The sequence below is a fragment of the Kribbella sp. NBC_01484 genome, from assembly GCF_036227145.1.
Lineage (GTDB): Bacteria > Actinomycetota > Actinomycetes > Propionibacteriales > Kribbellaceae > Kribbella.
Genome location: NZ_CP109437.1, coordinates 2,225,187 through 2,247,477, shown reverse-complemented (window position 1 = coordinate 2,247,477; position 22,291 = coordinate 2,225,187). Strand labels below are relative to the sequence as shown.

Sequence of the window (22,291 nt, the reverse complement as noted above, 5' to 3'; positions counted from 1 at the left end):
GGTTGCTCCTCATACCTCTCGGCTACCTGGCTCTGGGCTGCCTGGCCGGGTCCCGGCCCAGGCGCGGGTGAGAATCTCTTCCACGAGTTCTTCGGTCACGGGGATCGGGTTGGCCGTCGGCTGGAACGCGCGCGCGGCCTCCTCCGCCTGCTCCCGGCTCAGCCCCAGCTCCCGCAAGCTCGTCGGGACTCCCGCCGCGGCGAACAGGTCGAACAGACCGCCGGCCAGCTCGTCGGTCTGCAGCGCTTCCTCCAGACGTGCCTTGGCTCTCGGTACTGCGGGCGCGTTGAAATGGGCAACCTGGGGGAGTACTGCGGCGTGGGTCTCGGCGTGCGGGAGGTTGTAGGTGCCCCCGAGCAGATGGCAAAGCTTGTGATGCAGGCCGGTGCCGGCTGTCGCGAGCGCGGATCCGCCGAGGCAAGCGCCGTACAGAAGGTTGCTCCGAGCATCCAAATCGGTCGGGTCCGCAAGGATCTGCTTGAGGCCTACAGTGAGCGCCCGGAGGCCTTCGACCGCGGTCGTCTCGGTGATCGGATCGGCCCTGGGAGTCCAGACCGCTTCCACACAATGCGCGATCGCATTGGCAACACTCGCCGCCGTCACCTTCTTCGGCAGGTGCTGACTCAACACAGGGTCGTAGACAACGACCCTCGGCAGCACCCGCAGATCCGTCCCCGTCGTCTTGCTCCCACCGGCCGTCTCACCCCACACCGGCGTCATCTCAGACCCCGCATACGTCGTAGGCACCGCAACAATCACCACCCCACCCGACGCTCCACCCGCCGCCCCGCTGGTCAACCCACCCACCGCCCGACCGGTCGGGTCGCTTGCCGGCCCGGTTGTCAGTGCCACGGCTTTGGCCAGGCCGATTGCGGATCCGCCGCCGATGGCCACGATCCCATCGGCGCCGATCTCCCGCGCCTTGTCCCGGGCTGCCTCGGCGACCTCGGTCGGCACATGCTGAGCCACCCCATCGATCCGCCCGGCGAACCGATCGCCCAACTCCACCTCGACCACGTCAGCCGCATCCCGCGCCGACCTGGTCGCCACCAGGAGCACGCGCCGGACGCCCAGCAGCTCCACCTCGCCGGCGACCTGGTCGAGCGTCCCCGCGCCGAACACCACCCGCCCTGGCAGGAACGTGTGCACGAAACCCGACTCACCCATCGACGACCTCTGGACGGAGGAGCCGGCGCAGGGCAATCACCCGGAGGGCGTCAGGGAGGAGAACTGGACGTTGCATCTGCTGCTCCGCTAGGATTTCGCTGAGCGAATAGTTCTTCTTTCAACGAAAAGTAGGCTAGCCGATGGCGAGTGAGGCGTCTACAGGAACGTTTCTCCAGGGCCTGGAGCGCGGGCTCGCCGTGATCCGCGCGTTCTCGACTGACGCGCCGTCACTGACGCTCAGCGAGGTGGCGCGCTCCGTCGGGATCACCCCCGCGACGGCCCGGCGGATCCTGCTCACGCTGGAGGAGCTCGGGTACGTCCGCAGCGACAGCCGCCGGTTCTCGCTCACTCCGCGCGTACTCGCGCTCGGCTGGGCCTACCTGTCCTCCCTGGACCTCGGCGAACTCGCCGGCCCGTTCATGGAGGAGCTGAGCGCCAAGACCCGCGAGTCCTGCTCGATCGCGACCCTCGACCTCCCAGACATCGTGTACGTCGCCCGCGTACCGACGAGCCGCATCATGACCGTCGCCCTCGGCGTCGGCGCCCGCCTCCCCGCCTACCCGACCTCCATGGGCCGGGTCCTCCTCGCAGGCCTCGCCGACAACGAGCTCACGTCGTACCTCTCGACCCTCCAGGCCGAGTCCCTCACCGCCCGCACGGTCACGTCTGCCGACAAGCTGCGCGAGACCGTGAGCCGAGCCCGTGCGGATGGGTTCGCGTTGGTCGATCAGGAGCTGGAGCTCGGTCTCCGCTCGATCGCCGCGCCCATCCGCAACTCCCGTGGGCGCACCATTGCCGCGCTCAACGTCTCGGCTCACGCGTCTCGCTCGACGCCCGCGTCCCTCCGTGCCGACGTCCTGCCGCATCTCCAAGCCGCCGCCGACCAGATCACCACGGCACTGACGCACCGCGGCCATCTGTAGGAGTCAGGCGTTGTTCAGCCGGTGCAGCAGTTCGGCGTCGAGACTGATCTCGACGGCGTCCAGCGCCTCGTCGAGCTGCGCTACGGACGAGGCTCCGAACAGGGGGACGACGACCGGGTCCTGGTGCAGCATCCAGGCCAGGACGACCTGGTTCGTGGTGACGCCGAGCTCCTGTGCGACCTGGCGGAGTGCCTCGAACCGCAGGGAGGCGGTCGGGTGCGCGTAGCCGCGCACAGCCGGGAGTGGCCGCTCCGGACGGCTGTACGCCCCGGCCAGGAGCGGGCTGTAGGCCACCAGGGTCATGTCCCGGTGTTCGCTGAGGTAGTCGAGATGCTCGATCCCGGCGTGCGAGAAGTGCGGGGTGCCGAGGCGCTCGACGCCGGTCAGGGGCAATGGACTGGGCCAGAGGTAGGTGTAGTGCTGCTGGATCACCGAATATGGTTCGACACCCTGGTCCTGGGCCAGCCGGCGTGCGCGTTCCAGCCGCCAACTGGTGGTGTTGCTGCAGCCGATCACATCGACGACGCCTTCGGCAGCGAGCCGCCCGAACGCACCGACGGTCTCCTCGAGTGGAGTGGAGCGGTTGTCGATGTGGGCGTAGAACAGGTCGATGCGATCTACGCCCAGCCGGGTGAGACTCTCCTTGGCGGCAGCTTCGATGACCGGCGCGCTGAGTCCTTCCCAGTGCGCGTCGCCCGGGTCGCCGGGCTTGGTCGTCTTGGCGCCGCACTTCGTGGCGATGACCAACTGGTCGCGAGTGCCTCGGGAACTCATCCATCGCCCGAGCAACTCTTCACTCCGACCGGCGTCTCCACCCCATTGCCCGTAGTTGTTGGCGGTGTCGACGAACGTCCCGCCGGCCTCGACGAAACGATCGAGGATCGTGGCCGCCGTGTCCGGGTCCGTCGACGTACCGAAGTTCATCGTCCCCAGACACAGCGCACTGACGGTCCGCCGGCCACCAATGGTTCTGTACAACATGTATTACTCCCTCGGTTCGGAGGTGCTAGGCCGAGACTGCGGAGGACTGGCGGGATCCGCGGTAGGCGGCGATTTTGCGGTTGATGATGTCCAGGTCGCTGTGGAGGTTGGCGATGTGGTCCAGGACCCGGTCGCGGTGGGCCTCCAGCAGCTGTATGCGCTGTGGCTCGGTGGCGTCGCCGCCCTTGGCGAGCTCGGCGTAGCGGAGCATCTCGCTGATCGGCATGCCGGTTGCACGCAAGCGCATCAGGACGGCCAGGCGCCGTAGGTCGGTCCGCGCGTACTGCCGACGGCCGGCGTGGTCGCGGGCGACGCCCTCCAGCAGGCCGACACGCTCGTACCAGCGCAATGTGTCGATCGACAAGCCGGTCATCGTGGCGACCTGCCCCACGGTGAGCGGTCCGCCGACCTTCGGGACGAGTTCGTCGATCCCGCAGTTTTCTACGTCCGGTGATTGATCGTTCACGCCCTCCAGCCTTCCCCCTGGAGTGCACTCCAGGTCAAGCCCTTTCGCGGTCAGACTTTCAGACCGGCCAGGATCTCGAGGTAGTGCGGGTTGCTCATGATCCCGATCAGGTTACCGAACGGATCGACCACCGACGCGGTGCGGAATCCGGTGTTGTTGCCACGCTCAACGATCCCCTCGTTCAGTGTGGCCCCCAGCTCCAGCAGGTGCTCGAGCTCGCCCTCCAGGTCGTCGACGTGCCACGAGACGATCGCGCCCGACGGCCCGTTGCCCACCTGGTGCGGGGCGTACTTCGCGTCGATGATCCCCAGCTCACACTGGAAGTCACCGAACCTGAACTCGACGTATGCCGGCTCCTCCGCCGACGGCACCGCGTAGTACGCCTCGATCCCCAACAGCTTCGAGTACCACTCCCGCGCGGCCTTCACGTCGGCGGCGTAAAAACTGACGGTCGCAAATCCTCGCAACATCTCGGTGGCCCTTCCTCGGTGTTCCCGGTTGATGACCACCACCCTTCCAGCCAAAGTGCTCACCGAATGAGCAGTTTGACCGGGACTTCCGAGAGGGCCTCAGTCGGTCTGGGTGACCTTGCGGAGGCCTCGAGGGGCGTCGGGGTTGAGGCCCAGTTTGCGGGCGAGGGATTCGATGGCTCGTTGGGCCGGGATGATCAGGGCGAGCGGGGCAAGGGTCTCGGGGAGGTCTGGGCCTGGGAGGTTGACGTCGCAGCGGGAGGCAAAGGTGGAGTCGCCGCCGATGCCGAGGATCTTGCTGCCCTTCTCGCGGACGATGCCGGCGAGTTCGATCATGCCAGGCAGGGCGGGACCCTCGCCGGCCGCGACCAGGATGGTGACCAGATCGGCGTCGACCACCGCGATCGGGCCGTGCTTCAGGTCGGCGTACGACAGGCCACGGACCGGCTGCAGGCAGGTCTCCTCCAGCTTGAGGGCCACCTCGAGCGTCGTGCCGAAGGTGAGTCCGCGTCCGCTCGCGAGGACGTCGTGCGCTCCGGCGAGCAGGTCCGCGGCCGCCTCGACGGACCCCGACAGCATCTTCGACGCGGCGTCCGGAACGCGGGCGATGTCCGCGTCCAGCGTCCCGGGCCGCTGCGCCAGCGCGTCGACGGCGACCGTGATCGCGGCGAGTTGGGTCGTGTAGGTCTTGGTCGCCGGTACGGCGAGCTCCTGCCCGGCCTGAGTGATCAGCGCGACGTCGGCCGTCGACGCCAGGGGACTGTCGCCATCGTTGGTGATGCCGACGATCGCGGCGCCGTTGCGCTTGGCCCACTCCGCGGTGTCGACGATCTCCTGGGTCGCGCCCGACTGGCTGACCGCGACCACCAGGGAGTTCGACAGGTCGAGGTTGGCGCCGTACAGCGTGGCCACCGAGGGAGCGGCCAGCGACGCCTGCCGGCCGGCGTGGATCTCGGTCAGGTAGCGGCCGTACACGCCCGCGTTGTCCGACGATCCCCGGGCCACGAAGATCACGTGCCGGCGCCCCGCGGCCAGTCGCGTGATGTCGTGCCGCAGCGGCAGAACGTGCTCGAACGTCGCGGCCAGCGCGGCCGGCTGTTCGGCGATCTCGCGCGCCATCTGAGTTTCCTGGGCGGGAACAGACACCACTACGATCACTGGTCCTATCTGGTCTTAACAGGTATGCTGCGCACGATAGCAGTGAGCGGCGTCCCGGGGCACCCCCGAGGGCCGCCCAGGTCTGGAGGATCGAGATTCGATGGTGGCGACCAAGCGGGCCCAGGTCCGATCGGTACTGGAACGGCTGATCGACGTCGAGTTGCACCCCGGGGACCCGATTCCTTCCGAACGGGCCCTGGTGGACAAGCTGAACGTCTCCCGGGTGACCGTCCGGCAGGCGATCAGCGACCTGGTCGAGTCCGGCGCCCTGGAACGCGTGCACGGCAAGGGCACGTTCGTCACCGGTCCACAGGTCGACTCCCAGCTGCACCTCACCTCGTTCTCCCGGGAGATGCGCGCCCGCGGCCTGGAGCCCGGCACGGTGGTGCTGTCGGCCACCGAGATCGAGGCCTCCGACGAGACCGCGAAGGGCCTGCGGGTCGCCAAGGGCACCAAGGTGATCCGGGTCGAACGGCTCCGCACCGCCGACGCCTCGCCGATGGCGTACGAGGTCGGCTACTACCCGTCCGCGCTCTTCCCCGGCCTGCTCGGCCGTGAGCTCGGCACCTTGTACGACGTCTTCGCCAGCGAGTACGACGTCGTCGTCACCTCCGGTGAGCAGACCGTCCGGGCGGACAACGCCGACGGTCATGTCGCCCGGGTGCTCGGCGTGGCCAGGCGGGCACCCCTGCTGGTCCTCGAGCGCACCACCTTCGCCGGCCGCAAGGTCGTCGAGCTGTCCTGGTCGGCCTACCGCGCCGACCGTTACCGGCTGCACATGGCCCTGACCCCGCGCGGCCCGAGAACCGGGTCCGCCTGAGCGACGGCGGCCGGTCGCGGGAACGACGCCGGAACCGGGCACGACTCCCGGACCGGCTGTCACATCCGGGACATCCGGCCGCAACGAACTGGATCTGTCCTGTTCATCAACTGGTCTGCACCCCTGCCGATCGCTCCCTGGCCGCCTGGCCGGCTCGGCAGGCGGGCCGCTGGATCCGACGAAGTGCCCGGTGGCCATACTGGAGCTCAACCCACAGTTCTTTTGTTGTGAGGAGTACCGCGAGACATGCCTATTGCCACCCCTGAGGTCTACGCCGAGATGCTGGACAAGGCCAAGCAGAACCGCTTCGCCTACCCGGCCATCAACGTCAGCTCCTCGCAGACGCTGATCGCCGCGATCCGCGGTTTCGCCGAGGCGGGCTCGGACGGCATCGTCCAGGTCTCCACCGGCGGTGCCGAGTACCTGTCCGGGTCGACCGTGAAGAACATGGTCACCGGTTCGGTCGCGCTGGCCGCCTACGCGCACGAGGTCGCCAAGAACTTCCCGGTGAACATCGCGCTGCACACCGACCACTGCCCGAAGGACAAGCTGGACGGCTTCGTCCGGCCGCTCCTGGAGATCTCCGCCGAGCGCGTCGCCCGCGGCGAGAACCCGCTGTTCCAGTCGCACATGTGGGACGGCTCGGCGGTCCCGCTGACCGAGAACCTGGAGATCGCCAAGGATCTGCTGGCCAGGACGGCCGCGGCGAAGATCGTGCTGGAGATCGAGGTCGGTGTCGTCGGTGGCGAGGAGGACGGCGTCGCCAACGAGATCAACGAGAAGCTCTACACCACTGTCGAGGACGGACTGGCCACGGTCGAGGCGCTCGGCACCGGTGAGAACGGCCGCTACATCACCGCGCTGACCTTCGGCAACGTGCACGGCGTCTACAAGCCGGGCGCGGTCAAGCTCCGGCCGGAGATCCTGAAGGAGATCCAGGACCAGGTCGGCGCGAAGGTCGGCAAGGAACGCCCGTTCGACCTGGTGTTCCACGGCGGGTCCGGCTCGACGCTGGAGGAGATCCGGACCGCGGTCGACAACGGCGTGATCAAGATGAACGTCGACACCGACACGCAGTACGCGTTCACCCGGCCGGCCGCGGGCCACATGTTCAGCAACTACGAAGGTGTGCTGAAGGTGGACGGGGACGTCGGCAACAAGAAGGCCTACGACCCGCGCGCCTGGGGCAAGCTGGCCGAAGAGGGCATGGCGAAGCGCGTCGGCGAGGCCTGCGAGAGCCTCCGCTCCACGGGTACGTCGCTGAACGGCTGACATCGGATCCTCCTAAGGGTCTTCGAGGGAGCTCACCGCTGCGCGCGGTGAGCCCCCTCACTCACATCCGGGCGCGGGCGAGGTGGAACTGCCGGACGCCGGTACGGCGGGATGCTCGGGTGAAGGTGGCGCGGACTCGGTCGATGACGGCGGGCGGGTCGTTGAGGTCGGCCCAGGAGATCCAGCAGCGCTCGACCGGTTGCGGAGCGGTCGGATCGGAGATCGGTGCGGGTGCTGGTGGCTCGTCCTCATCCGGCTCGAATTCGTCGCACCAGAAGGGGAACCGGGGCTCGAAGTCCAGCACGGTGCGTTCCTCGGGGAACCACAGCGAGCTGGTCTCCGGATCGCCCGGGTCAGGCGCGTCCGGGGTCGGGCACAGTGCGGGGGCCGGGAATCCGGCTTCGGCGAGGATGAAACGAAGGCGTGATTCGGCGACGGACGCCGAGTCCGTGCAGGCGTGGGACACCACAGCGAGGGCGCGTTCGTCCCCGTGGTCTTGGACGGCGCGTTTCAGCGAGCGTCTGGTGACGAGACCGGAGTACAGAGCGGCTTCGGTCAGGACGACGGCGGGCGTTGTGGGGGCGGTCGCGGCGACCTCGACGATCGCGCGGGCGGGGGAGACCATCCGGAGCTTGTTCCAGAGTTGGATGCCGGGGCCGACTGGATCGCGGATGTGGCGGTGGACGCCGCCGACGCAGCCCGAGCGGCCGGCGGACGCGGTCACGTGCACGCGGGACAGGTCGAGGCCCCAGACTGGCAGCGCGTGCAGGGCCGCGGCGGACTGGTGGCTGGCGTAGACGTTGGGCCCGCCGGAGCGGAGCACGCGATACACCTTCCGCAGGTGGAGAACTTCGTCGGTCACGAGGATCAGGGAACGACGCTCGGCGTAGGTGCCCGGCCGGATCCGGCGCCAGCGGCCGGTGTCCAGCAGGGAGTCGATATCGGGGTCGGGGTAGCCGCAGGCCCGCGCATCGGCACGGGTGAACACGCCGCCCCGGATGGAGGCCATCACGGAGAGTTGAGGGTTCATGCCCTAGAAACTGCCGTGATCGAACCCCGCCCAGAACGACGACTTCAAATCTGTGGAGAACCTGGGCACAACCTCAACCGACGCAGGCGAACCCCGCCTGGGAGAGGGCATGAAAAAAGCCCGTCATTTGTCTATGACGAGCTCCGCGCGGGTTGGTACCCAGGGTTGCCAGAGGAGCGGCATGTTGGCCTCGGCGGGTGTGCGATTGCCTTTCCGCTCGTTGCAGGAGGCATGGGCGGCGACGGCGTTCAGCCACTCGGTGCGGCCGCCCCTGGATCTGGGTTGGACATGGTCCATGGTGTCGGCATTGTCCAGACCGCAGTACGCACACCGGAACTTGTCCCGCCGCAGCACACCGTGCTTGCTGTACTTCATCCGGCCGGCCGCGTAGCGCCAGTGGGTGACGACGTACCGGACCAGGCGCAGCACGCGTGGAACCGGAAAAGGGCCGATGGTCCGCTCGCCGTGCGCCTCTTCCACCACTGCGACCTCGCGGACCAGCATCCGGATGGCGTGCTGGATCGACACGGTGTGCAGCGGCTCGTATGACGCGTTCAGGACTATGACGCTCATCCGGTGCCTCCTTCCGGCCGTAGCTGGGAACCACGGCGGCTATGACGCAGGGTCTCAAGCATCCGTGGCCGGTCGGTGAACGGTCAACGGATTTCGTCAGACGGTCACGTTCCGGTACGGCTGCGTGATCGGCGAAGATGTGCCTATGGAATTGAACAATCTGCTCTCAGGTCCTCCCGAGACACTACTCCCCGTCGACCCGGCCGCGGCGGAACTCGCCGCCGGGGCAGCGGCAGTGGACGTCGCCGCCAAGTTCCCGACCTCGTCGCTGGCCTGGGGGGTGCTGGCCGAGGCGGCGCTGGCGGACGGACGCACGATCGAGGCGTACGCCTACGCGCGGACCGGATACCACCGCGGCCTGGACCTGCTCCGGCGCAATGGCTGGAAGGGTCACGGGCCGGTCCCGTGGGAGCACGAGCCCAACCGCGGGTTCCTGCGCTGCCTGGCCGCGCTCGGGAAGGCGGCCGCGCTCATCGACGAGAAGGACGAGGCCGAGCGCTGCGCGACCTTCCTGCGCGATTCGTCACCCACAGCAGCCGATGTCCTGAGCTGAAACGTGGTTGTCGGGCTGGTGACTCGACGGCATGATCCGTCGAGTGATCAGCCCGTATGCGCAGGACGGATTCAGAGTCGGCTTCGACTGGGGCCCGGTAGGGGCTGAGGTCGTCGCCGGCTCGCTCGTCGCGGTCGTGGACGTGCTGTCGTTCACCACGGCCGTGACGGTCGCGGTGGATCGCGGCATCGACGTGTACCCGTACCGCTGGCGCGACGAGACTGCCGTTGCCTACGCCGAGCAGTACGACGCCGTGCTCGCGGTCGGACGATCCGAGGCGAGACCGGGTGACGTGAGCTTGTCGCCAGTAACCATCCGCCAATCGACCGGAGTCCAGCGATTGGTGTTGCCGTCGCCCAACGGCTCGACCATCGTGCAGCAACTCAGCGACAGCGGAGCCACAGTCATCGCGGTGTCGCTGCGCAACCGGGCTGCGGCGGCTGCGTGGGTGAACGAGCGCTGCGCCGAGGACCCGGACCTCAAGGTGGTCGCCATCGCGGCAGGTGAGCGGTGGAAGGACGGCTCGCTCAGGCCGGCGGTCGAGGATCTCTGGGGTGCCGGCGGCTTCCTGAGCGCTCTGCAGTTGGACGGGTTGTCGCCGGAGGCGCGGGCGGCGAAGGCGGCGTACGACGCTGTGGCGGACGAGCTCCCGGTCGTGTTGCGCGATTGCGCCGGCGGTCGCGAACTCACGCAGTACGGCTTCCCCGAGGATGTGGCGATCGCGGCCGAGGTCGACAGCAGTCGGTCAGTGCCCGTGCTGCGGGACGGTAAGATGAGGGCGTCAACCTGAACCACGAGGTTTCTGCCCGTTGACAGAGCCGGCAGGCGGCGAGCGTCCCCGCTTCCTGCCGAACATGGACGGTTGTAGGCGGACGGACAGACCGGTGAAGCAGGACGCCCACGGTCGGGTCCCCGCCCCTTCGGGCAGCGGAAGGTCTCACCGTGCCGGCACTCACCGGACGGATCAGCACGCCCACAACCACCTACGCAGCGGTACTGCGTACCCCAGGGGCGTGGAAGTTCTACTTGGCGGCGGCACCGGCTCGCATCGGTATCGCCATGACCGGACTGGGCATCGTCTGGCTGGTCCACGGATCGACCGGCTCGTACGCCGCGGCCGGCAGCGTGACCGGTGGTTTCGCGGTCGCCGAGGCGCTGGCAGGTCCACAGGTGGCTCGCCTCATCGACCGTTTCGGACAGACCCGAATGCTGCCTATCACGCTGCTCGTTCACGCCGCCGCAGTTGCTCTGCTGATCAGCCTCACTGTCTCCGATGCACCACTCTGGTCACTCATCCTGGCGGGTGTCGTGGCAGGCGGATCACTTCCGCAATTGGGTGCACAGACTGCCGCTCGCTGGTCGCACGCACTGCGTGGCACACCGTTGCTCTCGTCAGCCTTCGCTCTGGAATCGCTCAGCGTCGGAGTCGCGTTCATGGTCGGGCCAGGCCTCGTCGGGACCGTTAGTGCCTTCGTCAGTCCGGTCGCAGGGTCTGTACTCGCGACGAGTCTCCTGCTGACCGGAGGCCTCCTGCTGGCGGTGCAACGTCGTACGGCGCCACCGGCCGGCCCACGTGGTCAGCACGAACGCTCAAACCGCCTGCTACACAAGCGATTCGCCGGACTGGTCGGGACGAACATCGGCATCGGCCTCTTCTTCGGCAGCATGCAGGTGTCCGTCACGGCCTTCGCAGTCGCGAGAGGCACACCAGGTCTGGCCGGACCGCTCTACAGCATCACCAGTCTGGTCAGCCTGTTCGCCGGACTCGCCTATGGTGCAAGGCGCTGGCGTACAGCTCCGCAAACGCAGCTCGTCATCGTGCTGGTCGGTCTCACCGTGGCCTGCGTGCCGCTGATCGCGGTGCAGAGTCCTCTCGCTGCGGCTTTCGCTCTGGCGCTACCTGGCTTGGCGATTGCGCCGTTCCAGACGCTCTCGGCCGTATTGGCCGAGTCCTCGGTGGAGCCCGCCGTACTCACGCAGGCCTTCACTTGGCTGAATTCAGGCAGCGCAGCTGGGATCGCACTGGGCGCGGCGTTCGCGGGTCGCATCGTGGACACTCATGAGCCCCACTACGGCTTCCTGGTCGCCCTACTATCCGCACTGAGCGCTGCCGCGATGGCTGGGGTCGTCTGTCGAGTCAGGGCGGGCAACGATTCGACCGGCAGCGCGGGTAGCGGAAGGTCGTGCTGACCTAGCGTAGTTTTGTCGGCGACACCTGCAACACTTCGTTCGGCAAGCAGGTAAGGGCGACGATCGAACATCGTCGATGGATAAGCTCGGTCTCGGTCGAGATGAGGGGGACACGATGACGGACATCTACAGGACGCCACTCCTCACAGCACGGGAGTCGGCGAGGTATTTGAAGATGCCCGAGTCGACGTTGGACGGCTGGTTGGCTGATGACTCTCGGCAACCGCTGGTGCATGCGGTACCTCCCGAGCGGCGCGGGTGGCCGCGGGTCCCATTCGTCGGCATCATCGAGGCCTATGTGCTACGGACGTTGCGTGAGCAGCTGGGCTTTTCCATGCCCGACATCCGGAGAGCTGCCGACCTCGCTCGCTCTGAGTTCGACGATCCGTATGCGTTGGCAAGCGAACGGATCGCAACCGATGGCGTCGGGCTGTTCGTTCGCGTCGCGGATGAGTCGGTCGTTCATGCACGGGACCGCCAGATTGCCATCCCTGAGGTCATCTCCGAGTACCTGACATACATCACTTGGGACGCGACAGGTAGTCCGGAACGGCTCAGCTTGCCGCAGTATCCGGCCGAGGCCGAGGTCATCATCGACCCGCGGTTCGGATGGGGAGCCCCTGTCCTTGCCAGGAGCAAGGTGCCGGTCGAGGCGCTGGTCTCGCTGTGGAGAACCGGCGAACCCATGAGCGCCGTCGCCGAGGAGTACGATCTGCCCGCGGATGTTGTAGAAGATGTCCTCCGCCAGGCCGCCTGAGTTCTTCTTCGATCGCAGTCTTGGCAAAGCTTCGGCCGAACGGCTGCGTGAGAGTGGTTGGATCATTCACCTGATTGCGGACTTCTATCGTGATGATGCCGCGGACGTCGCCGACGAGGAGTGGATAGCCGAGGGCTGCTCTCGCGGCTGGTTGCTGCTCACCAAGGACAAGAAGATCCGCTACCGTGCGAACGAGCTGGGCGCACTGGAGGTTGGGCACCTTTTCTGTCTCGCGTCCGGGAACGTAGACCTGGATGACATGGCCCAAAGGTTCGTCGAGGCGGAGCGTGCAATGGTCAACGCCAGCCAGAGGTACCCCCTCGGATTCTGGCACGTTCATGCACAAGGGCGGATCACCAAAATGTGGCCCTGACCGCTACGGGATGGCTGCAGTGGCGCAGCTCAGCGGTAGGTGATGTGGCGTTCGGCCGCGGCTCTGGTCGCGTACTCGGCCGGAGTCAGGCCGATCTGCTGCTTGAACTCCTTGGAGAAGTGAGCCTGGTCGAAGTAGCCGAGTGAGGCGGACAGCTCCGCCAACTCGACTACTTCGCCCTGGGCGAGCAACTCCGCGCCGTCATGCAGGCGGTAGCGGCGGAGCACCCATTTCGGACCCACACCGACATAGCGACGGAACAGCCGCTGCAGTGTCCGGATCGGGATGCCGAACCGCTCGGTGACCTGGTCCACCCGAGCCACGGACCGATCCGTCGACATCGCCGTGACGATCTCCCGGACCAGTTCGTACGACGGATCCGGGGGCGCCAGGTGGTCCCGGAGAAACGCCTCGAACACCGCACGACGCCGTACGTCGGACTCCTCGGCGAACACCAGGTCCGCAAGCCGGTCGCCGTCGGGGAAGACTGCAGTCAGCGGCAGCACCTGGTCACGGAACGACGCCACGTCCATCCCGGTCACCGCACCGAAGCCACCGGCCCAGAACTTCACCCCGAACGCGCGGCCCCGCCCGACCAGCTCGCGCTCGAACTTGCGTGTGCAGACCCCGTTCACGAACGCGCCGCCCGGCTGTTCGAAGGTGATGTTGACGCTCGGGAACGGCAGTACCTCGGCCGTGTACGGCTCGTCCAGGTCCCACTCGACGATCCAGTACCACTCCACGAACCGGCCGACCTCCGGGCCGGCCGCGAGGCGGCTCAGCGAGCGGTGGCGGGCCTGCTCCCGCGGGTGCAGGATGCCCTTCTCGCTGTCCGGCGGTGGTGTGCTCACACTGGCTGTCGCTTTCTTACAAGACCGGTACGGCGTCCCCGCCGTTGACTGACTGTCATGACGACGAACACGGTAAACCCCATCCCCGACGGTTATCACTCGCTGACCCCGTACCTCGCCGTACCGGACGGCGCGAAGGCGATCGAGTTCTACCAGTCGGTGTTCGGGGCCGAGGTGATCAGCCGGCAGGACATGCCGGACGGGCGGGTCGGACAGGCCGAGCTGAAGTTCGGGAACTCGATGCTGCAACTCAGCGACCAGATGCCGCAGCTCGGGCTGCGCGCGCCGAACGGCGAGTGGGTGCATTCGTCGCTGGTGCACTACGTGCCGGACGTGGACGCGACGTACGCGAAGGCGGTCGCGGCCGGGGCGAAGCCGGTGGAAGAGGTGCAGACGTTCATGACCGGTGACCGCTTCGGCACCGTCATCGACCCGTTCGGCCACCGCTGGGCGATCCTGACGAAGGTCGAGGACGTCTCGCGCGAGGAGGCCGACCGCCGGGTCAAGGAGTGGCTGGCCTCGAACCCGGAAGGGCTGGAATAGGCCAGAAAGCCTTGCGCACAAGGCGCTTCGTCGGATGAGCACGAGAAAGCGGCCCGCCGGAACCGTCCCCTGCGGCAGTTTCGGCGGGCCGCTGACTAAGAGTGTGCACGCGATCACGGAAAATGGCAACCCGTCGGTTGATGAAACAGTTACTTGAAGTGTGCGTTTCGGCCGTGTGGACGGGGCCGAAAGGTGCCGCCGCGGTCCGGTAGGCTTTGGTCGCAAGAGCCTGGATGCGTTGCCGGATGAACGTCCGGTGAACGTCTCCGGGCTTCACCGTTTCCAGCGCCGGCCGCCGGAGTGTGAGGGCCGTTCCTTTGGGGACAGCTCATCGCGTCAGGGCGGCCGGCGCGTGAAGAGGAGGGCTGAGATGCCCGCAATCGTGCTCGTCGGCGCCCAGTGGGGCGATGAGGGCAAAGGCAAGGCGACCGATCTGCTCGGCAACACGGGCGAGGTCATCGACTACGTGGTCAAGTTCAACGGCGGCAACAACGCCGGCCACACGGTCGTGATCGGATCCGAGAAGTACGCGCTGCACCTGCTCCCGAGTGGCATCCTCACACCGGGTGTGACCCCGGTGATCGGCAACGGCGTCGTGGTGGACCTGAGCGTCCTTTTCGAGGAGCTCGACGCTTTGCAGGCCCGCGGGGTCGACACGTCGAAGCTCGTCGTGAGTGCGAGCGCCCACGTCATCCCGCCGTACAACCGCACGCTGGACAAGGTGACCGAGCGGTTCCTCGGCAGCCGCAAGATCGGGACCACGGGCCGTGGCATCGGCCCGACGTACGCCGACAAGATGAACCGGGTCGGCATCCGGGTCCAGGACCTGTACGACGAGAAGATCCTCGAGCAGAAGGTCACCGGCGCGCTGGAGCAGAAGAACCAGCTGCTGGTGAAGGTGTACAACCGGCGCGCGGTCGAGATCCGCGAGGTGCTGGACGAGCTGCTCGGGTACGCCGACCGCCTCAAGCCGATGGTGGCCGACACGAGCCTCCTGCTGAACAAGGCGCTGGACGACGGCAAGACGGTTGTGATGGAGGCCGGCCAGGCGACGCTCCTGGACGTCGACCACGGCACGTATCCGTTCGTCACGTCGTCCAACGCGATCTCCGCGGGCGCGTGTACCGGGACCGGCATCCCGCCGACCCGGATCGACCGCGTCATGGCCGTGGTGAAGGCGTACACGACCCGCGTCGGCGAGGGCCCGTTCCCGACCGAGCTGCTGGACGCCGACGGCGAGTGGCTGCGGCAGCAGGGCTTCGAGTTCGGTACGACGACGGGCCGGCCGCGCCGGTGTGGCTGGTACGACTCGGTCATCGCCCGGTACGCCGCCCGCGTGAACGGCGTCTCCGATTTCGTCCTCACCAAGCTGGACACGCTGACCGGCCGGGACAAGATCCCGGTCTGCGTCGCGTACGACGTGTACGGCGTCCGCCACGACGAGATGCCGATGACCCAGACCGACTTCCACCACGCGACGCCGGTCTACGAGGAGTTCGACGGCTGGTCCGACGACATCACCGGCTGCCGCAGCTTCGACGACCTCCCGAAGGAAGCCCAGACCTACGTCCGCGCCGTCGAATCCCTCAGCGGCGCCCGCATCTCCGCCATCGGCGTAGGCCCCGAACGCTCCCAGATCGTCCAGCTGTAGTTCCCCCACCGCCAACTCGGTCGGGCCCTGCTGCCCCGACCGAGTTGGCGTCGGTCATACCGCGGTCATACCATGGTCGTATGGCAGTAAAGAAGAAGACGTTGTCCTTCGACGAGGACTTGTGGGCAGCCGTCGAGCGACGGGCCCGTGAGGCCGAGACGACACCGTCGGCCTATGTCAACGAGTTGGTGGCCAAGAGCGAGCGGTTGTATCGAGGGCTGCAGTCGGTCTCGGAGTGGGAGTCTGAGCATGGCGCCCTGACCGCAGACCAGCTCGACTGGGCCGATCGGGCGCTGGCTGATGCGCAGCGCGAGTCGGCTGACGACGCCCCGTCGGGCGACGGTGGGGGTTCGAAGGCGTGACACAGCTGGTCTACGACGCGGGCGCGCTGATCGCTGCCGAGCGGAACGACCCCCGGCTGTGGGCGATCCACCTGCGAGCGTTGATGCGCGGCGTCGAGCCGAGTGTTCCCGCGGCGGCGCTGGCTCAGGTCTGGCGCGGCCACAAGCAACGCGGTCTCCGGCGGCTGATCGACGGGTGTGATGTTGTTCCGCTCACTCAGGACCTTGCGACCAGGGTCGGCGAGTTGCTGGCCGTGGCCGATCGGGCTGACGTTGTCGACGCGCAGGTCGTGGCATGTTGCTTCGAGTCGGCGGCGACCTGTGTGACATCCGATCGAGGGGACATCGCGCACCTGGCGGAGGCTGCGCGCACCGGAGCATGGCGTGGCAACACCCGGTGGAAGGTGCCGATCATCTCGCTATGAGACGCGCCCGCCTTCAGTTGCCGATGAACGGGAGGTCGCGAATCAGGGGGGCGTTGCGGAGGTCGCCGATGGTGGGGCGGTTGATGGTGGGGGCCTCGATGGTGGTGCGGGCCCAGGCGGCGCCTTGGCCCTGAGTGGCCTGGTAGAAGGTGAAGCCGCCGACGGCCAGGAGTACGGCGGCCAGGAGGACGGAGAGCCAGTGGGGGCGGAAGGTGTTGCGGGCCGCGATGTGGGCGCCGCGACGGAGTGAACCGCCGCCGGGGCCCCACCACGCGGTGAAGAGTGCGGTGATAGCCGCGCTGCCGAAGCCGACAGCCGACAGGGGCTGCCAGTCGAGTCCGTAGGTGGTTGCGGCGACGGCGGTGACGATGCCGCCGACGACAACGCCCATCACCAGCGGCAGGATCAGGCAGGGCAGAGTGATCAGGGCCGCGGTAACCAGCTGCAGCGGACTGGACGCCGCGGCGACCACGCCGTCCGAGCGCCCGGACCGGCCGCGGAGCTGACGGCGGCGCATGAGCGCGGTGCTGGTGCGGTCGACGGTCCGCGCGATCACGAGCAGGATGATCGCCACAGCGGTACCAAGGCCGGGGTTGAGAGCGGTCAGGCCGGTCAGCGCGACCATCAGGCCGACCACCATCGCAGTCCGCCGGCCGGTCGGCGGAGCCTTCTCGGGCTTCGCCGGCTGACCAGGCTGCTGATACGGCGTCGGCGCCGAGCCCTGCTGGTACGGCGCAGGAGCCGACCCCTGTTGGTACGGCGCGGGCGCAGGACTCTGGTACGGCGCCGGATCCTGGTACGGCGAAACCGGACCGCCCTGATATGGCAAAGGCATCGCCGCAGGTGCGGCCGCGTTCGGAGCCGGACTGTACGTCGCGGGGTGCATCGGAGCCACCGGCACCGGCTGAGCGGTCTTCTTCGCCGCAGCCGCCTCCCGCAGCTTGTCCCGGATCGGAGCGAACGCCGACATCGGCGGAACGACCGGTGGCACCAACTGCGCGACATCCGTCGGCGACGGCTCGTCCGACGGCATCTCACGCGTCATCAGCGCAGTCTGCGGGTGCAGCTGAATCGTCGGTGGTACGGCGGTGATCGTCGGCGTCTCGCGGGGCGGCAGTGCGTCACGGCCCTCGGCGTACCGGTTGAGGCCGGTCATGATCTCGTCCCGCGTCGGCCGGTCGCCCTTGGCCGGCGACAGCGCCGCAGCGAGCAGTGGCTTCAGCCGCGGGTCCAAACCGTCCAGGTCAGCCTGACCGGTGTGCACCCGGTGCAGCACCGCCTCGAACGGGCCCTTGCCGAAAGGCCGGCGTCCGGTGGCGGCGAACGTCACAGTGGCCGCCCAGCCCCACCAGTCGGCCGACTCCGACACCATCTCGCCCTCGATGAGCTCCGGCGCCAGATAGCCCGGCGTACCGATCACCAGACCGGTCTGGGTGAGACGCAGGTCGTCAGCGGCCTGGGCGATGCCGAAGTCGATCATCACCGGTTTGCCGTTGAACATCATCACGTTGCCCGGCTTGAGGTCGCGGTGGATCACTCCGGCCAGGTGGATGGCCTGCAGCGACTCCGCCAGGCATCCAGCCAGTGGCAGCCATTTCCGCGGGGTCAGCGGCCCGCGTTCGTCCACCTGCTCGTCCAGTGGCCGTCCCGGCACGAATCGGGTGACCAGATAGGGCTGGCCGGCCTCCAGGTCGTGGTCGAGGATGCCTGCCACACCAGGGTGGCTCACCTTCTGCAGTGTGGTCGCTTCGCGCTGCAACCGGGCCCGTGCGATCGGGTCGTGTGCCACGTGCGGGCGCAGCACCTTGAGCGCGACCTCCTGGCGCTCCGGTCCCTCCGCCAGGTAGACGACACCCATCCCGCCCTGCCCGAGCCGCCGGATCAACCGGTACGGCCCGACCCGCTCCTGCACCTCCTCGACGGGTGTGGAAGGCGGCCCCCCTGAGACTGACATGGCATCTACGGTACGTCGGCAGCAGACCAAGCGACCGTGATGACCTCTGAGGTAATCGTCTGAATTCTCCTCGTGCCGGAAGCTGAAGGCATCAACCACCGAGGAGGAGACATGAAGGCCTACGCGATCGCCTACCTGCGCAACGTCCGGATGGGCGCGGACATCGTCGAGTACCTGGAGCGCATCGACGACACGCTGGCCCCGTACGACGGGCACTTCATCGTGCACGGGGCCGGCCCGGAGTCGGTCGAGGGTGAGTGGGAAGGGGCGCCGATCGTGATCGAGTTTCCGGACTACGACCACCTGCGCGGCTGGTACGAGTCGGCGGCCTACCGGGAGATCCTCCCGCTGCGCACACGGAACTCCGACGGCGTGGTGATCTTCGTCGAAGGCGTCGACCGCAGCCACAAGGCCACCGACGTACTGGCCTGACTTCCCATCCCGGCTAATTGACCAGCTCGGGGTACAGCACGGTCAGGTCCTGGGAGACGGCGGCCTTGGCGCCGCGGGCTGTGTCGTCGGCGAGGACCTCGTGGGCGCCGGACTCGATGCCGTCGAGGGCCTGCTTGGCGATGTCCTCGGGACGGGACTTCGGGGCGGTGACCGCGGTGGTCATGTCGGTGTCGACGTACCCCATGTGCAGGCCGGTGACGCCGATGCCGCGGTTGCGCAGTTCGAGCCGGATCGCGTTGGTCTGCAGCCAGAACGCGGCCTTGGTCGCGGAGTACGCGCCGTGCCGCGCGACCCAGGACAGGGCCGAGTGGGCGTTCAGGATGTGGCCGCCGCCGTTCCGCTCGATGATCGGAACGAAGGTCCGGGTCAGCTCGAGCGGGCCGAAGAAGTTCGCGTCGAAGACGGCCCGGATCTCTGCGGCCGGTGCGTCCAGGTAGGTGTCCGGCGAGCTGGCGCCGGCGTTGTTGATCAGGACGGTCACGTCGGGAGCGGCCGCGGCCAGCGCCTCGATCGATGTCGCGTCGGTGATCTCCAGTGGCAGCGGGACGACGCGCGGGTCGGAGCTGTCCTGCGGGTTGCGCGCGGTCGCGTAGACCTTGGCGACTCCACGGTCGAGCAGATCGTCGACGATCGCCTTGCCGATGCCGCGCTGCCCGCCGGTGACCAGGACGACGGCGCCTGCCAGTGAGGTCATCTGAAACTCCCTAGGTAGAAACCGATCTGTTTCCGCCACTGTAAACCGATCGGTTTCCGCAGGCAAATCCAGCCGGTACCCTCGTTCCATGACCACCTCGGCAACCCCCCGCGAGCGGCTCCTGGACGCCGCGGGCGAACTCTTCTACCGCGACGGCGTGAACATCGGAGTGGACGCGCTCTGCAAGGCGGCCGGGGTGTCGAAGAAGTCCATGTACCAGCTGTTCCGGTCCAAGGACGAGCTGATCGCGGAGAGCCTGGCCAGCCGCGGGGCGGCGTACCGGACCCTGCTGCAGCCCGGCGCGGAGGACGACCGGCCGGCCCGGGACCGGATCCTGGACGTGTTCGAGCGGCAGGAGGCTGTGGTTGCTGCTGGCAACTTCTTGGGCTGCCCGTATGTGAGCACGGCGGTGGAGCTGAAGAATCCCGAGCACCCGGGGTCGGTGGTCGCGCGCCACTTCAAGCAGCAGCTGACCGACTTCTTCCATCGCGAGTTGGTGCAGGCCGGCGCGGAGGATCCGGGCACGCTGGCGATCCAGCTAACGATCATCTTCGACGGCGCGAGCGCGCGATCGGTCGTGCGGGCGCAGCCGCTGGGCGGCATCGGCGTCACTACCGCGGCCGCGCTGCTGGACGCGGCCGGCGTTCGCTCCGGCGACCTCGCAACGCAGCTGCGCTGATCCCGCCCACACGTACGCTCGGTGCCTTGTCCCTACGGAGGAGGCGCGAGTGGAGATCCCGGCGGCGTTTCAGGACCTGTTGTCCTCGACTGCGGTCGCGATGGTGGGCACGATCGGCAAGCGTGGCGAGCCGCAGGTGACGCCACTGTGGTTCCTCTGGGACCGCGAACGGGTGCGCATCAGTCTGGTCGACGGCCGACAGAAGCTGCGTAACCTCCAGCGCAACCCGCGGATCTCGGTCGTGATCGTCGACCCGACCCGCCCGACGCACTACGTCGAGCTCCGCGGCCGGATCGACGATCTGGTCCCTGACCCGGAGTTCGCGCTCGAGCGGACGATCGCCCGGAAGTACGCCGGCGAGTGGGCGGACGTGGAGCCGCCGGGCACCACGCGCTACGCCACGAGCGTCATCGTCGAACGCATCACGAGTCAGCTGGGACACCCCTGAGAGACCCGGATCACTGCGAGGTGACGTCCGTGGTCGCGGTGGTGACGGAGGGTGGTTCCGAACCGGCAATGACTGCGATTCCGGCGGTCGAGAACTGGCGGCGTTTCGTGGGACAAGTTCTCACTTTGTTCCACTGAGCTGGGAAAAGCCGTGCGGTTGTTCCGTTGTGAAGCCGATGTTCGCTGGGATATTGACGCGCTCACCGTCCGTCGTCAAACTTTCGCAAAGACCCTGCGCTAGTGCCTCCGGGCACGCGGGGAAGCGCAGTGTCCTACCGCCCCCGAAGACAGGACATCCGCCCATGCGAACCAAACCCCTGCTCCTTGCCACAGCGTGTGCAGCGCTGGTGGCCGGAGCCCTCAGCAGCCCAGCGGTCGCCGCGTCCAGCGCCGACTCACCGCATTCCGCCGTACCAGCAGCTGTCGATGCGCCTGCGACGTTCACCCATCCTGGTGTCGGGGTGAGCCGGGCTCAGCTGGACTTCGTCCGGGCCAAGGTGCAGGCCGGTGCACAGCCGTGGACGAGCGCGTTCAACCAGGCCAAGAGCAGCTCCTACGCATCCCTCTCGCGTACGCCGACCCCACGGGCGGTCGTGGAGTGCGGCCCGTACTCGAATCCGAACCTCGGCTGCACCAACGAGCGTGAGGACGCGATTGCGGCGTACACAGACGCCCTGCTCTGGTACCTCACCGGTGACGATCGCTATGCGCAGAAGGCGATCCAGTTGATGGACGCCTGGTCGGCGACCATCCAGGGCCACACGAACAGCAATGCGCCGCTACAGACCGCGTGGGCGGCGTCGTCCTGGCCGAAGGCCGCGGAGATCATCAAGTACGTGTACGGGAACTGGCCGAACTCGGGCCGGTTCGCGACCATGCTGCGCAACGTGTACCTGCCCGAGATCATCAACGGCTCGAACTCCAACGGGAACTGGGAGTTGAGCATGACCGAGGCGATCCAGGGCATCGGCGTGTTCCTCGAGGACAAGACCGTGTACGACAAGGCGATCGCGCTCTACCGGGTTCGGGTGCCGGCGTACGTGTACCTGGAGTCGGACGGCGCGCTGCCGAAGACGAAGCCGAGCCAGAACCTCGACACCCGCGACAAGATCGTCGCGTACTGGCAAGGTCAAGGGACCTTCGTGACCGGTCTGACTCAGGAGACCTGTCGCGACTTCACCCACACCGGCTACGGCATCTCGTCGATCTCGCACGTACTGGAGACGTCCCGGATCCAGGGGATCGACCTCTACCCGGAGTTCGGTGAGCGGCTGCGGCAGGCGCTCGGATTCCAGTCCCGGTGGGAGCGCAACCTCGAGCCGGTGCCGTCCTGGCTGTGCAACGGCACTGTGAACCGCGGCCTCGGCCCGATCACCGAGGTCGGCTACAACGCCCTGCACACCCGCCTCGGCATCGCGATGACGAACACCCAGGCCCTGACCGAGTCGCGTCGCCCGGCCGGCTCGAACAACCTGTTCGTCGCGTGGGAGACCCTGACCCACGCCGAGAACCCTTCATAA

The 22,291-nt window shown here is 67.7% G+C and carries 26 protein-coding genes; 16 read left to right on the top strand and 10 right to left on the bottom strand.

Features of this window, described 5'->3' with window-relative positions; genetic code table 11:
* Positions 1-9: 9 nt before the first annotated feature.
* Positions 10-1,167 carry a maleylacetate reductase gene (locus OG555_RS11065; RefSeq protein WP_329482729.1) on the bottom strand — a complete coding sequence of 386 codons (1,158 nt, stop codon included), beginning with the start codon at positions 1,165-1,167 and terminating at the stop codon, positions 10-12.
* Positions 1,168-1,307: 140 nt separating this feature from the next.
* Here OG555_RS11065 and OG555_RS11060 point away from each other — a divergent pair, with 140 nt between their 5' ends.
* Positions 1,308-2,090, top strand: coding sequence for an IclR family transcriptional regulator domain-containing protein (locus tag OG555_RS11060; RefSeq protein ID WP_329482728.1), 783 nt, complete (start codon positions 1,308-1,310; stop codon positions 2,088-2,090).
* Between the two features lie 3 nt (positions 2,091-2,093).
* On the opposite strand, the gene OG555_RS11055 is transcribed toward OG555_RS11060, so the two are convergent.
* The 4 genes from OG555_RS11055 to OG555_RS11040 form a co-directional block, all read right to left on the bottom strand.
* Entirely contained in the window at positions 2,094-3,071 is a 978-nt protein-coding gene (locus OG555_RS11055) for an aldo/keto reductase (RefSeq protein ID WP_329482727.1), read from the bottom strand.
* A gap of 25 nt (positions 3,072-3,096) precedes the next feature.
* Complete coding sequence (locus OG555_RS11050) at positions 3,097-3,537, bottom strand: MerR family transcriptional regulator (protein WP_329482726.1); 441 nt, start codon at positions 3,535-3,537, stop codon at positions 3,097-3,099.
* 50 nt (positions 3,538-3,587) lie between these two features.
* A complete protein-coding gene (locus OG555_RS11045; protein ID WP_329482725.1) occupies positions 3,588-4,007 on the bottom strand; it encodes a VOC family protein in 420 nt (139 codons plus the stop codon).
* Between the two features lie 99 nt (positions 4,008-4,106).
* Entirely contained in the window at positions 4,107-5,126 is a 1,020-nt protein-coding gene (locus tag OG555_RS11040; protein ID WP_329482724.1) for an SIS domain-containing protein, read from the bottom strand.
* A gap of 139 nt (positions 5,127-5,265) precedes the next feature.
* Here OG555_RS11040 and OG555_RS11035 point away from each other — a divergent pair, with 139 nt between their 5' ends.
* Together OG555_RS11035 and fbaA are read left to right on the top strand one after the other, a co-directional pair.
* Positions 5,266-5,985, top strand: a complete 720-nt coding sequence (locus OG555_RS11035) for a GntR family transcriptional regulator (RefSeq protein ID WP_131363764.1) — start codon at positions 5,266-5,268, stop codon at positions 5,983-5,985.
* A gap of 246 nt (positions 5,986-6,231) precedes the next feature.
* A complete protein-coding gene (gene fbaA / locus OG555_RS11030) occupies positions 6,232-7,257 on the top strand; it encodes a class II fructose-bisphosphate aldolase (RefSeq protein WP_329482723.1) in 1,026 nt (341 codons plus the stop codon).
* A gap of 61 nt (positions 7,258-7,318) precedes the next feature.
* Here the strand turns inward: fbaA and OG555_RS11025 are convergent, their stop codons facing one another.
* Together OG555_RS11025 and OG555_RS11020 are read right to left on the bottom strand one after the other, a co-directional pair.
* A complete protein-coding gene (locus OG555_RS11025; RefSeq protein ID WP_329482722.1) occupies positions 7,319-8,287 on the bottom strand; it encodes a type IV toxin-antitoxin system AbiEi family antitoxin domain-containing protein in 969 nt (322 codons plus the stop codon).
* 123 nt (positions 8,288-8,410) lie between these two features.
* Positions 8,411-8,860, bottom strand: a complete 450-nt coding sequence (locus OG555_RS11020) for an HNH endonuclease (RefSeq protein WP_328524452.1) — start codon at positions 8,858-8,860, stop codon at positions 8,411-8,413.
* A 145-nt stretch (positions 8,861-9,005) separates the two neighbouring features.
* Between OG555_RS11020 and OG555_RS11015 the strand changes: the two genes are divergently transcribed.
* The 5 genes from OG555_RS11015 to OG555_RS10995 all read left to right on the top strand — a co-directional run bounded on the left by OG555_RS11015 (position 9,006) and on the right by OG555_RS10995 (position 12,733).
* On the top strand, positions 9,006-9,413 hold the full coding sequence (locus OG555_RS11015; protein ID WP_328524451.1) for a DUF3151 domain-containing protein: 408 nt from the start codon (positions 9,006-9,008) through the stop codon (positions 9,411-9,413).
* Between the two features lie 31 nt (positions 9,414-9,444).
* Positions 9,445-10,203: a 2-phosphosulfolactate phosphatase gene (locus OG555_RS11010; protein WP_329482721.1), complete on the top strand. Its 759-nt coding sequence runs from the start codon at positions 9,445-9,447 to the stop codon at positions 10,201-10,203.
* Positions 10,204-10,355: 152 nt separating this feature from the next.
* Positions 10,356-11,603, top strand: a complete 1,248-nt coding sequence (locus tag OG555_RS11005) for an MFS transporter (RefSeq protein WP_329482720.1) — start codon at positions 10,356-10,358, stop codon at positions 11,601-11,603.
* Positions 11,604-11,718: 115 nt separating this feature from the next.
* The gene (locus OG555_RS11000; protein ID WP_329482719.1) at positions 11,719-12,360 is read left to right on the top strand and encodes a DUF433 domain-containing protein; all 642 of its coding nucleotides are present in this window, start codon (positions 11,719-11,721) and stop codon (positions 12,358-12,360) included.
* Positions 12,338-12,733: a hypothetical protein gene (locus tag OG555_RS10995; RefSeq protein WP_329482718.1), complete on the top strand. Its 396-nt coding sequence runs from the start codon at positions 12,338-12,340 to the stop codon at positions 12,731-12,733. Before OG555_RS11000 ends, OG555_RS10995 begins: the two co-directional genes overlap by 23 nt.
* Positions 12,734-12,762: 29 nt before the next feature.
* On the opposite strand, the gene OG555_RS10990 is transcribed toward OG555_RS10995, so the two are convergent.
* Positions 12,763-13,584: an AraC family transcriptional regulator gene (locus tag OG555_RS10990; protein WP_329482717.1), complete on the bottom strand. Its 822-nt coding sequence runs from the start codon at positions 13,582-13,584 to the stop codon at positions 12,763-12,765.
* A gap of 57 nt (positions 13,585-13,641) precedes the next feature.
* Here OG555_RS10990 and OG555_RS10985 point away from each other — a divergent pair, with 57 nt between their 5' ends.
* The 4 genes from OG555_RS10985 (at position 13,642) to OG555_RS10970 (ending at position 16,544) form a co-directional block, all read left to right on the top strand.
* Positions 13,642-14,127, top strand: coding sequence for a VOC family protein (locus OG555_RS10985; protein ID WP_328524447.1), 486 nt, complete (start codon positions 13,642-13,644; stop codon positions 14,125-14,127).
* Between the two features lie 370 nt (positions 14,128-14,497).
* On the top strand, positions 14,498-15,778 hold the full coding sequence (locus OG555_RS10980) for an adenylosuccinate synthase (RefSeq protein ID WP_329482716.1): 1,281 nt from the start codon (positions 14,498-14,500) through the stop codon (positions 15,776-15,778).
* A gap of 80 nt (positions 15,779-15,858) precedes the next feature.
* Positions 15,859-16,140, top strand: coding sequence for a hypothetical protein (locus OG555_RS10975; protein WP_329482715.1), 282 nt, complete (start codon positions 15,859-15,861; stop codon positions 16,138-16,140).
* Positions 16,137-16,544, top strand: coding sequence for a PIN domain-containing protein (locus OG555_RS10970; RefSeq protein WP_329482714.1), 408 nt, complete (start codon positions 16,137-16,139; stop codon positions 16,542-16,544). Before OG555_RS10975 ends, OG555_RS10970 begins: the two co-directional genes overlap by 4 nt.
* Positions 16,545-16,557: 13 nt before the next feature.
* Here the strand turns inward: OG555_RS10970 and OG555_RS10965 are convergent, their stop codons facing one another.
* Complete coding sequence (locus OG555_RS10965; protein WP_329482713.1) at positions 16,558-18,498, bottom strand: serine/threonine protein kinase; 1,941 nt, start codon at positions 18,496-18,498, stop codon at positions 16,558-16,560.
* Positions 18,499-18,609: 111 nt separating this feature from the next.
* Between OG555_RS10965 and OG555_RS10960 the strand changes: the two genes are divergently transcribed.
* Positions 18,610-18,930: a DUF1330 domain-containing protein gene (locus OG555_RS10960; RefSeq protein WP_329482712.1), complete on the top strand. Its 321-nt coding sequence runs from the start codon at positions 18,610-18,612 to the stop codon at positions 18,928-18,930.
* A gap of 13 nt (positions 18,931-18,943) precedes the next feature.
* Here OG555_RS10960 and OG555_RS10955 read toward each other — a convergent pair whose 3' ends face one another.
* Positions 18,944-19,645 (bottom strand): SDR family oxidoreductase, encoded by a 702-nt coding sequence (locus OG555_RS10955; RefSeq protein WP_329482711.1) that lies wholly within the window; start codon positions 19,643-19,645, stop codon positions 18,944-18,946.
* A gap of 88 nt (positions 19,646-19,733) precedes the next feature.
* On the opposite strand from OG555_RS10955, the gene OG555_RS10950 reads away from it, so the two are divergent.
* The 3 genes from OG555_RS10950 to OG555_RS10940 all read left to right on the top strand — a co-directional run bounded on the left by OG555_RS10950 (position 19,734) and on the right by OG555_RS10940 (position 22,291).
* Entirely contained in the window at positions 19,734-20,324 is a 591-nt protein-coding gene (locus OG555_RS10950) for a TetR/AcrR family transcriptional regulator (protein ID WP_329482710.1), read from the top strand.
* Between the two features lie 49 nt (positions 20,325-20,373).
* Positions 20,374-20,772 carry a TIGR03618 family F420-dependent PPOX class oxidoreductase gene (locus OG555_RS10945; RefSeq protein ID WP_329482709.1) on the top strand — a complete coding sequence of 133 codons (399 nt, stop codon included), beginning with the start codon at positions 20,374-20,376 and terminating at the stop codon, positions 20,770-20,772.
* A gap of 301 nt (positions 20,773-21,073) precedes the next feature.
* Positions 21,074-22,291 (top strand): alginate lyase family protein, encoded by a 1,218-nt coding sequence (locus OG555_RS10940; protein WP_329482708.1) that lies wholly within the window; start codon positions 21,074-21,076, stop codon positions 22,289-22,291.

What these genes read in the sequence shown, in the direction of transcription:
- OG555_RS11035 (WP_131363764.1), top strand. Translation starts at nt 5,266, where the DNA reads ATGGTGGCGACCAAGCGGGCCCAGGTCCGATCGGTACTGGAACGGCTG.
- OG555_RS10960 (WP_329482712.1), top strand. Translation starts at nt 18,610, where the DNA reads ATGAAGGCCTACGCGATCGCCTACCTGCGCAACGTCCGGATGGGCGCG.
- OG555_RS10995 (WP_329482718.1), top strand. Translation starts at nt 12,338, where the DNA reads ATGTCCTCCGCCAGGCCGCCTGAGTTCTTCTTCGATCGCAGTCTTGGC.
- OG555_RS11020 (WP_328524452.1), bottom strand. Translation starts at nt 8,860, where the DNA reads ATGAGCGTCATAGTCCTGAACGCGTCATACGAGCCGCTGCACACCGTG.
- OG555_RS10985 (WP_328524447.1), top strand. Translation starts at nt 13,642, where the DNA reads ATGACGACGAACACGGTAAACCCCATCCCCGACGGTTATCACTCGCTG.
- OG555_RS11010 (WP_329482721.1), top strand. Translation starts at nt 9,445, where the DNA reads ATGATCCGTCGAGTGATCAGCCCGTATGCGCAGGACGGATTCAGAGTC.
- OG555_RS10940 (WP_329482708.1), top strand. Translation starts at nt 21,074, where the DNA reads ATGCGAACCAAACCCCTGCTCCTTGCCACAGCGTGTGCAGCGCTGGTG.
- OG555_RS11060 (WP_329482728.1), top strand. Translation starts at nt 1,308, where the DNA reads ATGGCGAGTGAGGCGTCTACAGGAACGTTTCTCCAGGGCCTGGAGCGC.
- OG555_RS11055 (WP_329482727.1), bottom strand. Translation starts at nt 3,071, where the DNA reads ATGTTGTACAGAACCATTGGTGGCCGGCGGACCGTCAGTGCGCTGTGT.
- OG555_RS11040 (WP_329482724.1), bottom strand. Translation starts at nt 5,126, where the DNA reads ATGGCGCGCGAGATCGCCGAACAGCCGGCCGCGCTGGCCGCGACGTTC.
- OG555_RS11025 (WP_329482722.1), bottom strand. Translation starts at nt 8,287, where the DNA reads ATGAACCCTCAACTCTCCGTGATGGCCTCCATCCGGGGCGGCGTGTTC.
- OG555_RS10965 (WP_329482713.1), bottom strand. Translation starts at nt 18,498, where the DNA reads ATGTCAGTCTCAGGGGGGCCGCCTTCCACACCCGTCGAGGAGGTGCAG.
- OG555_RS11045 (WP_329482725.1), bottom strand. Translation starts at nt 4,007, where the DNA reads ATGTTGCGAGGATTTGCGACCGTCAGTTTTTACGCCGCCGACGTGAAG.
- OG555_RS10955 (WP_329482711.1), bottom strand. Translation starts at nt 19,645, where the DNA reads ATGACCTCACTGGCAGGCGCCGTCGTCCTGGTCACCGGCGGGCAGCGC.
- OG555_RS11015 (WP_328524451.1), top strand. Translation starts at nt 9,006, where the DNA reads ATGGAATTGAACAATCTGCTCTCAGGTCCTCCCGAGACACTACTCCCC.
- OG555_RS10975 (WP_329482715.1), top strand. Translation starts at nt 15,859, where the DNA reads ATGGCAGTAAAGAAGAAGACGTTGTCCTTCGACGAGGACTTGTGGGCA.
- OG555_RS11000 (WP_329482719.1), top strand. Translation starts at nt 11,719, where the DNA reads ATGACGGACATCTACAGGACGCCACTCCTCACAGCACGGGAGTCGGCG.
- OG555_RS10980 (WP_329482716.1), top strand. Translation starts at nt 14,498, where the DNA reads ATGCCCGCAATCGTGCTCGTCGGCGCCCAGTGGGGCGATGAGGGCAAA.
- fbaA (WP_329482723.1), top strand. Translation starts at nt 6,232, where the DNA reads ATGCCTATTGCCACCCCTGAGGTCTACGCCGAGATGCTGGACAAGGCC.
- OG555_RS11065 (WP_329482729.1), bottom strand. Translation starts at nt 1,167, where the DNA reads ATGGGTGAGTCGGGTTTCGTGCACACGTTCCTGCCAGGGCGGGTGGTG.
- OG555_RS10950 (WP_329482710.1), top strand. Translation starts at nt 19,734, where the DNA reads ATGACCACCTCGGCAACCCCCCGCGAGCGGCTCCTGGACGCCGCGGGC.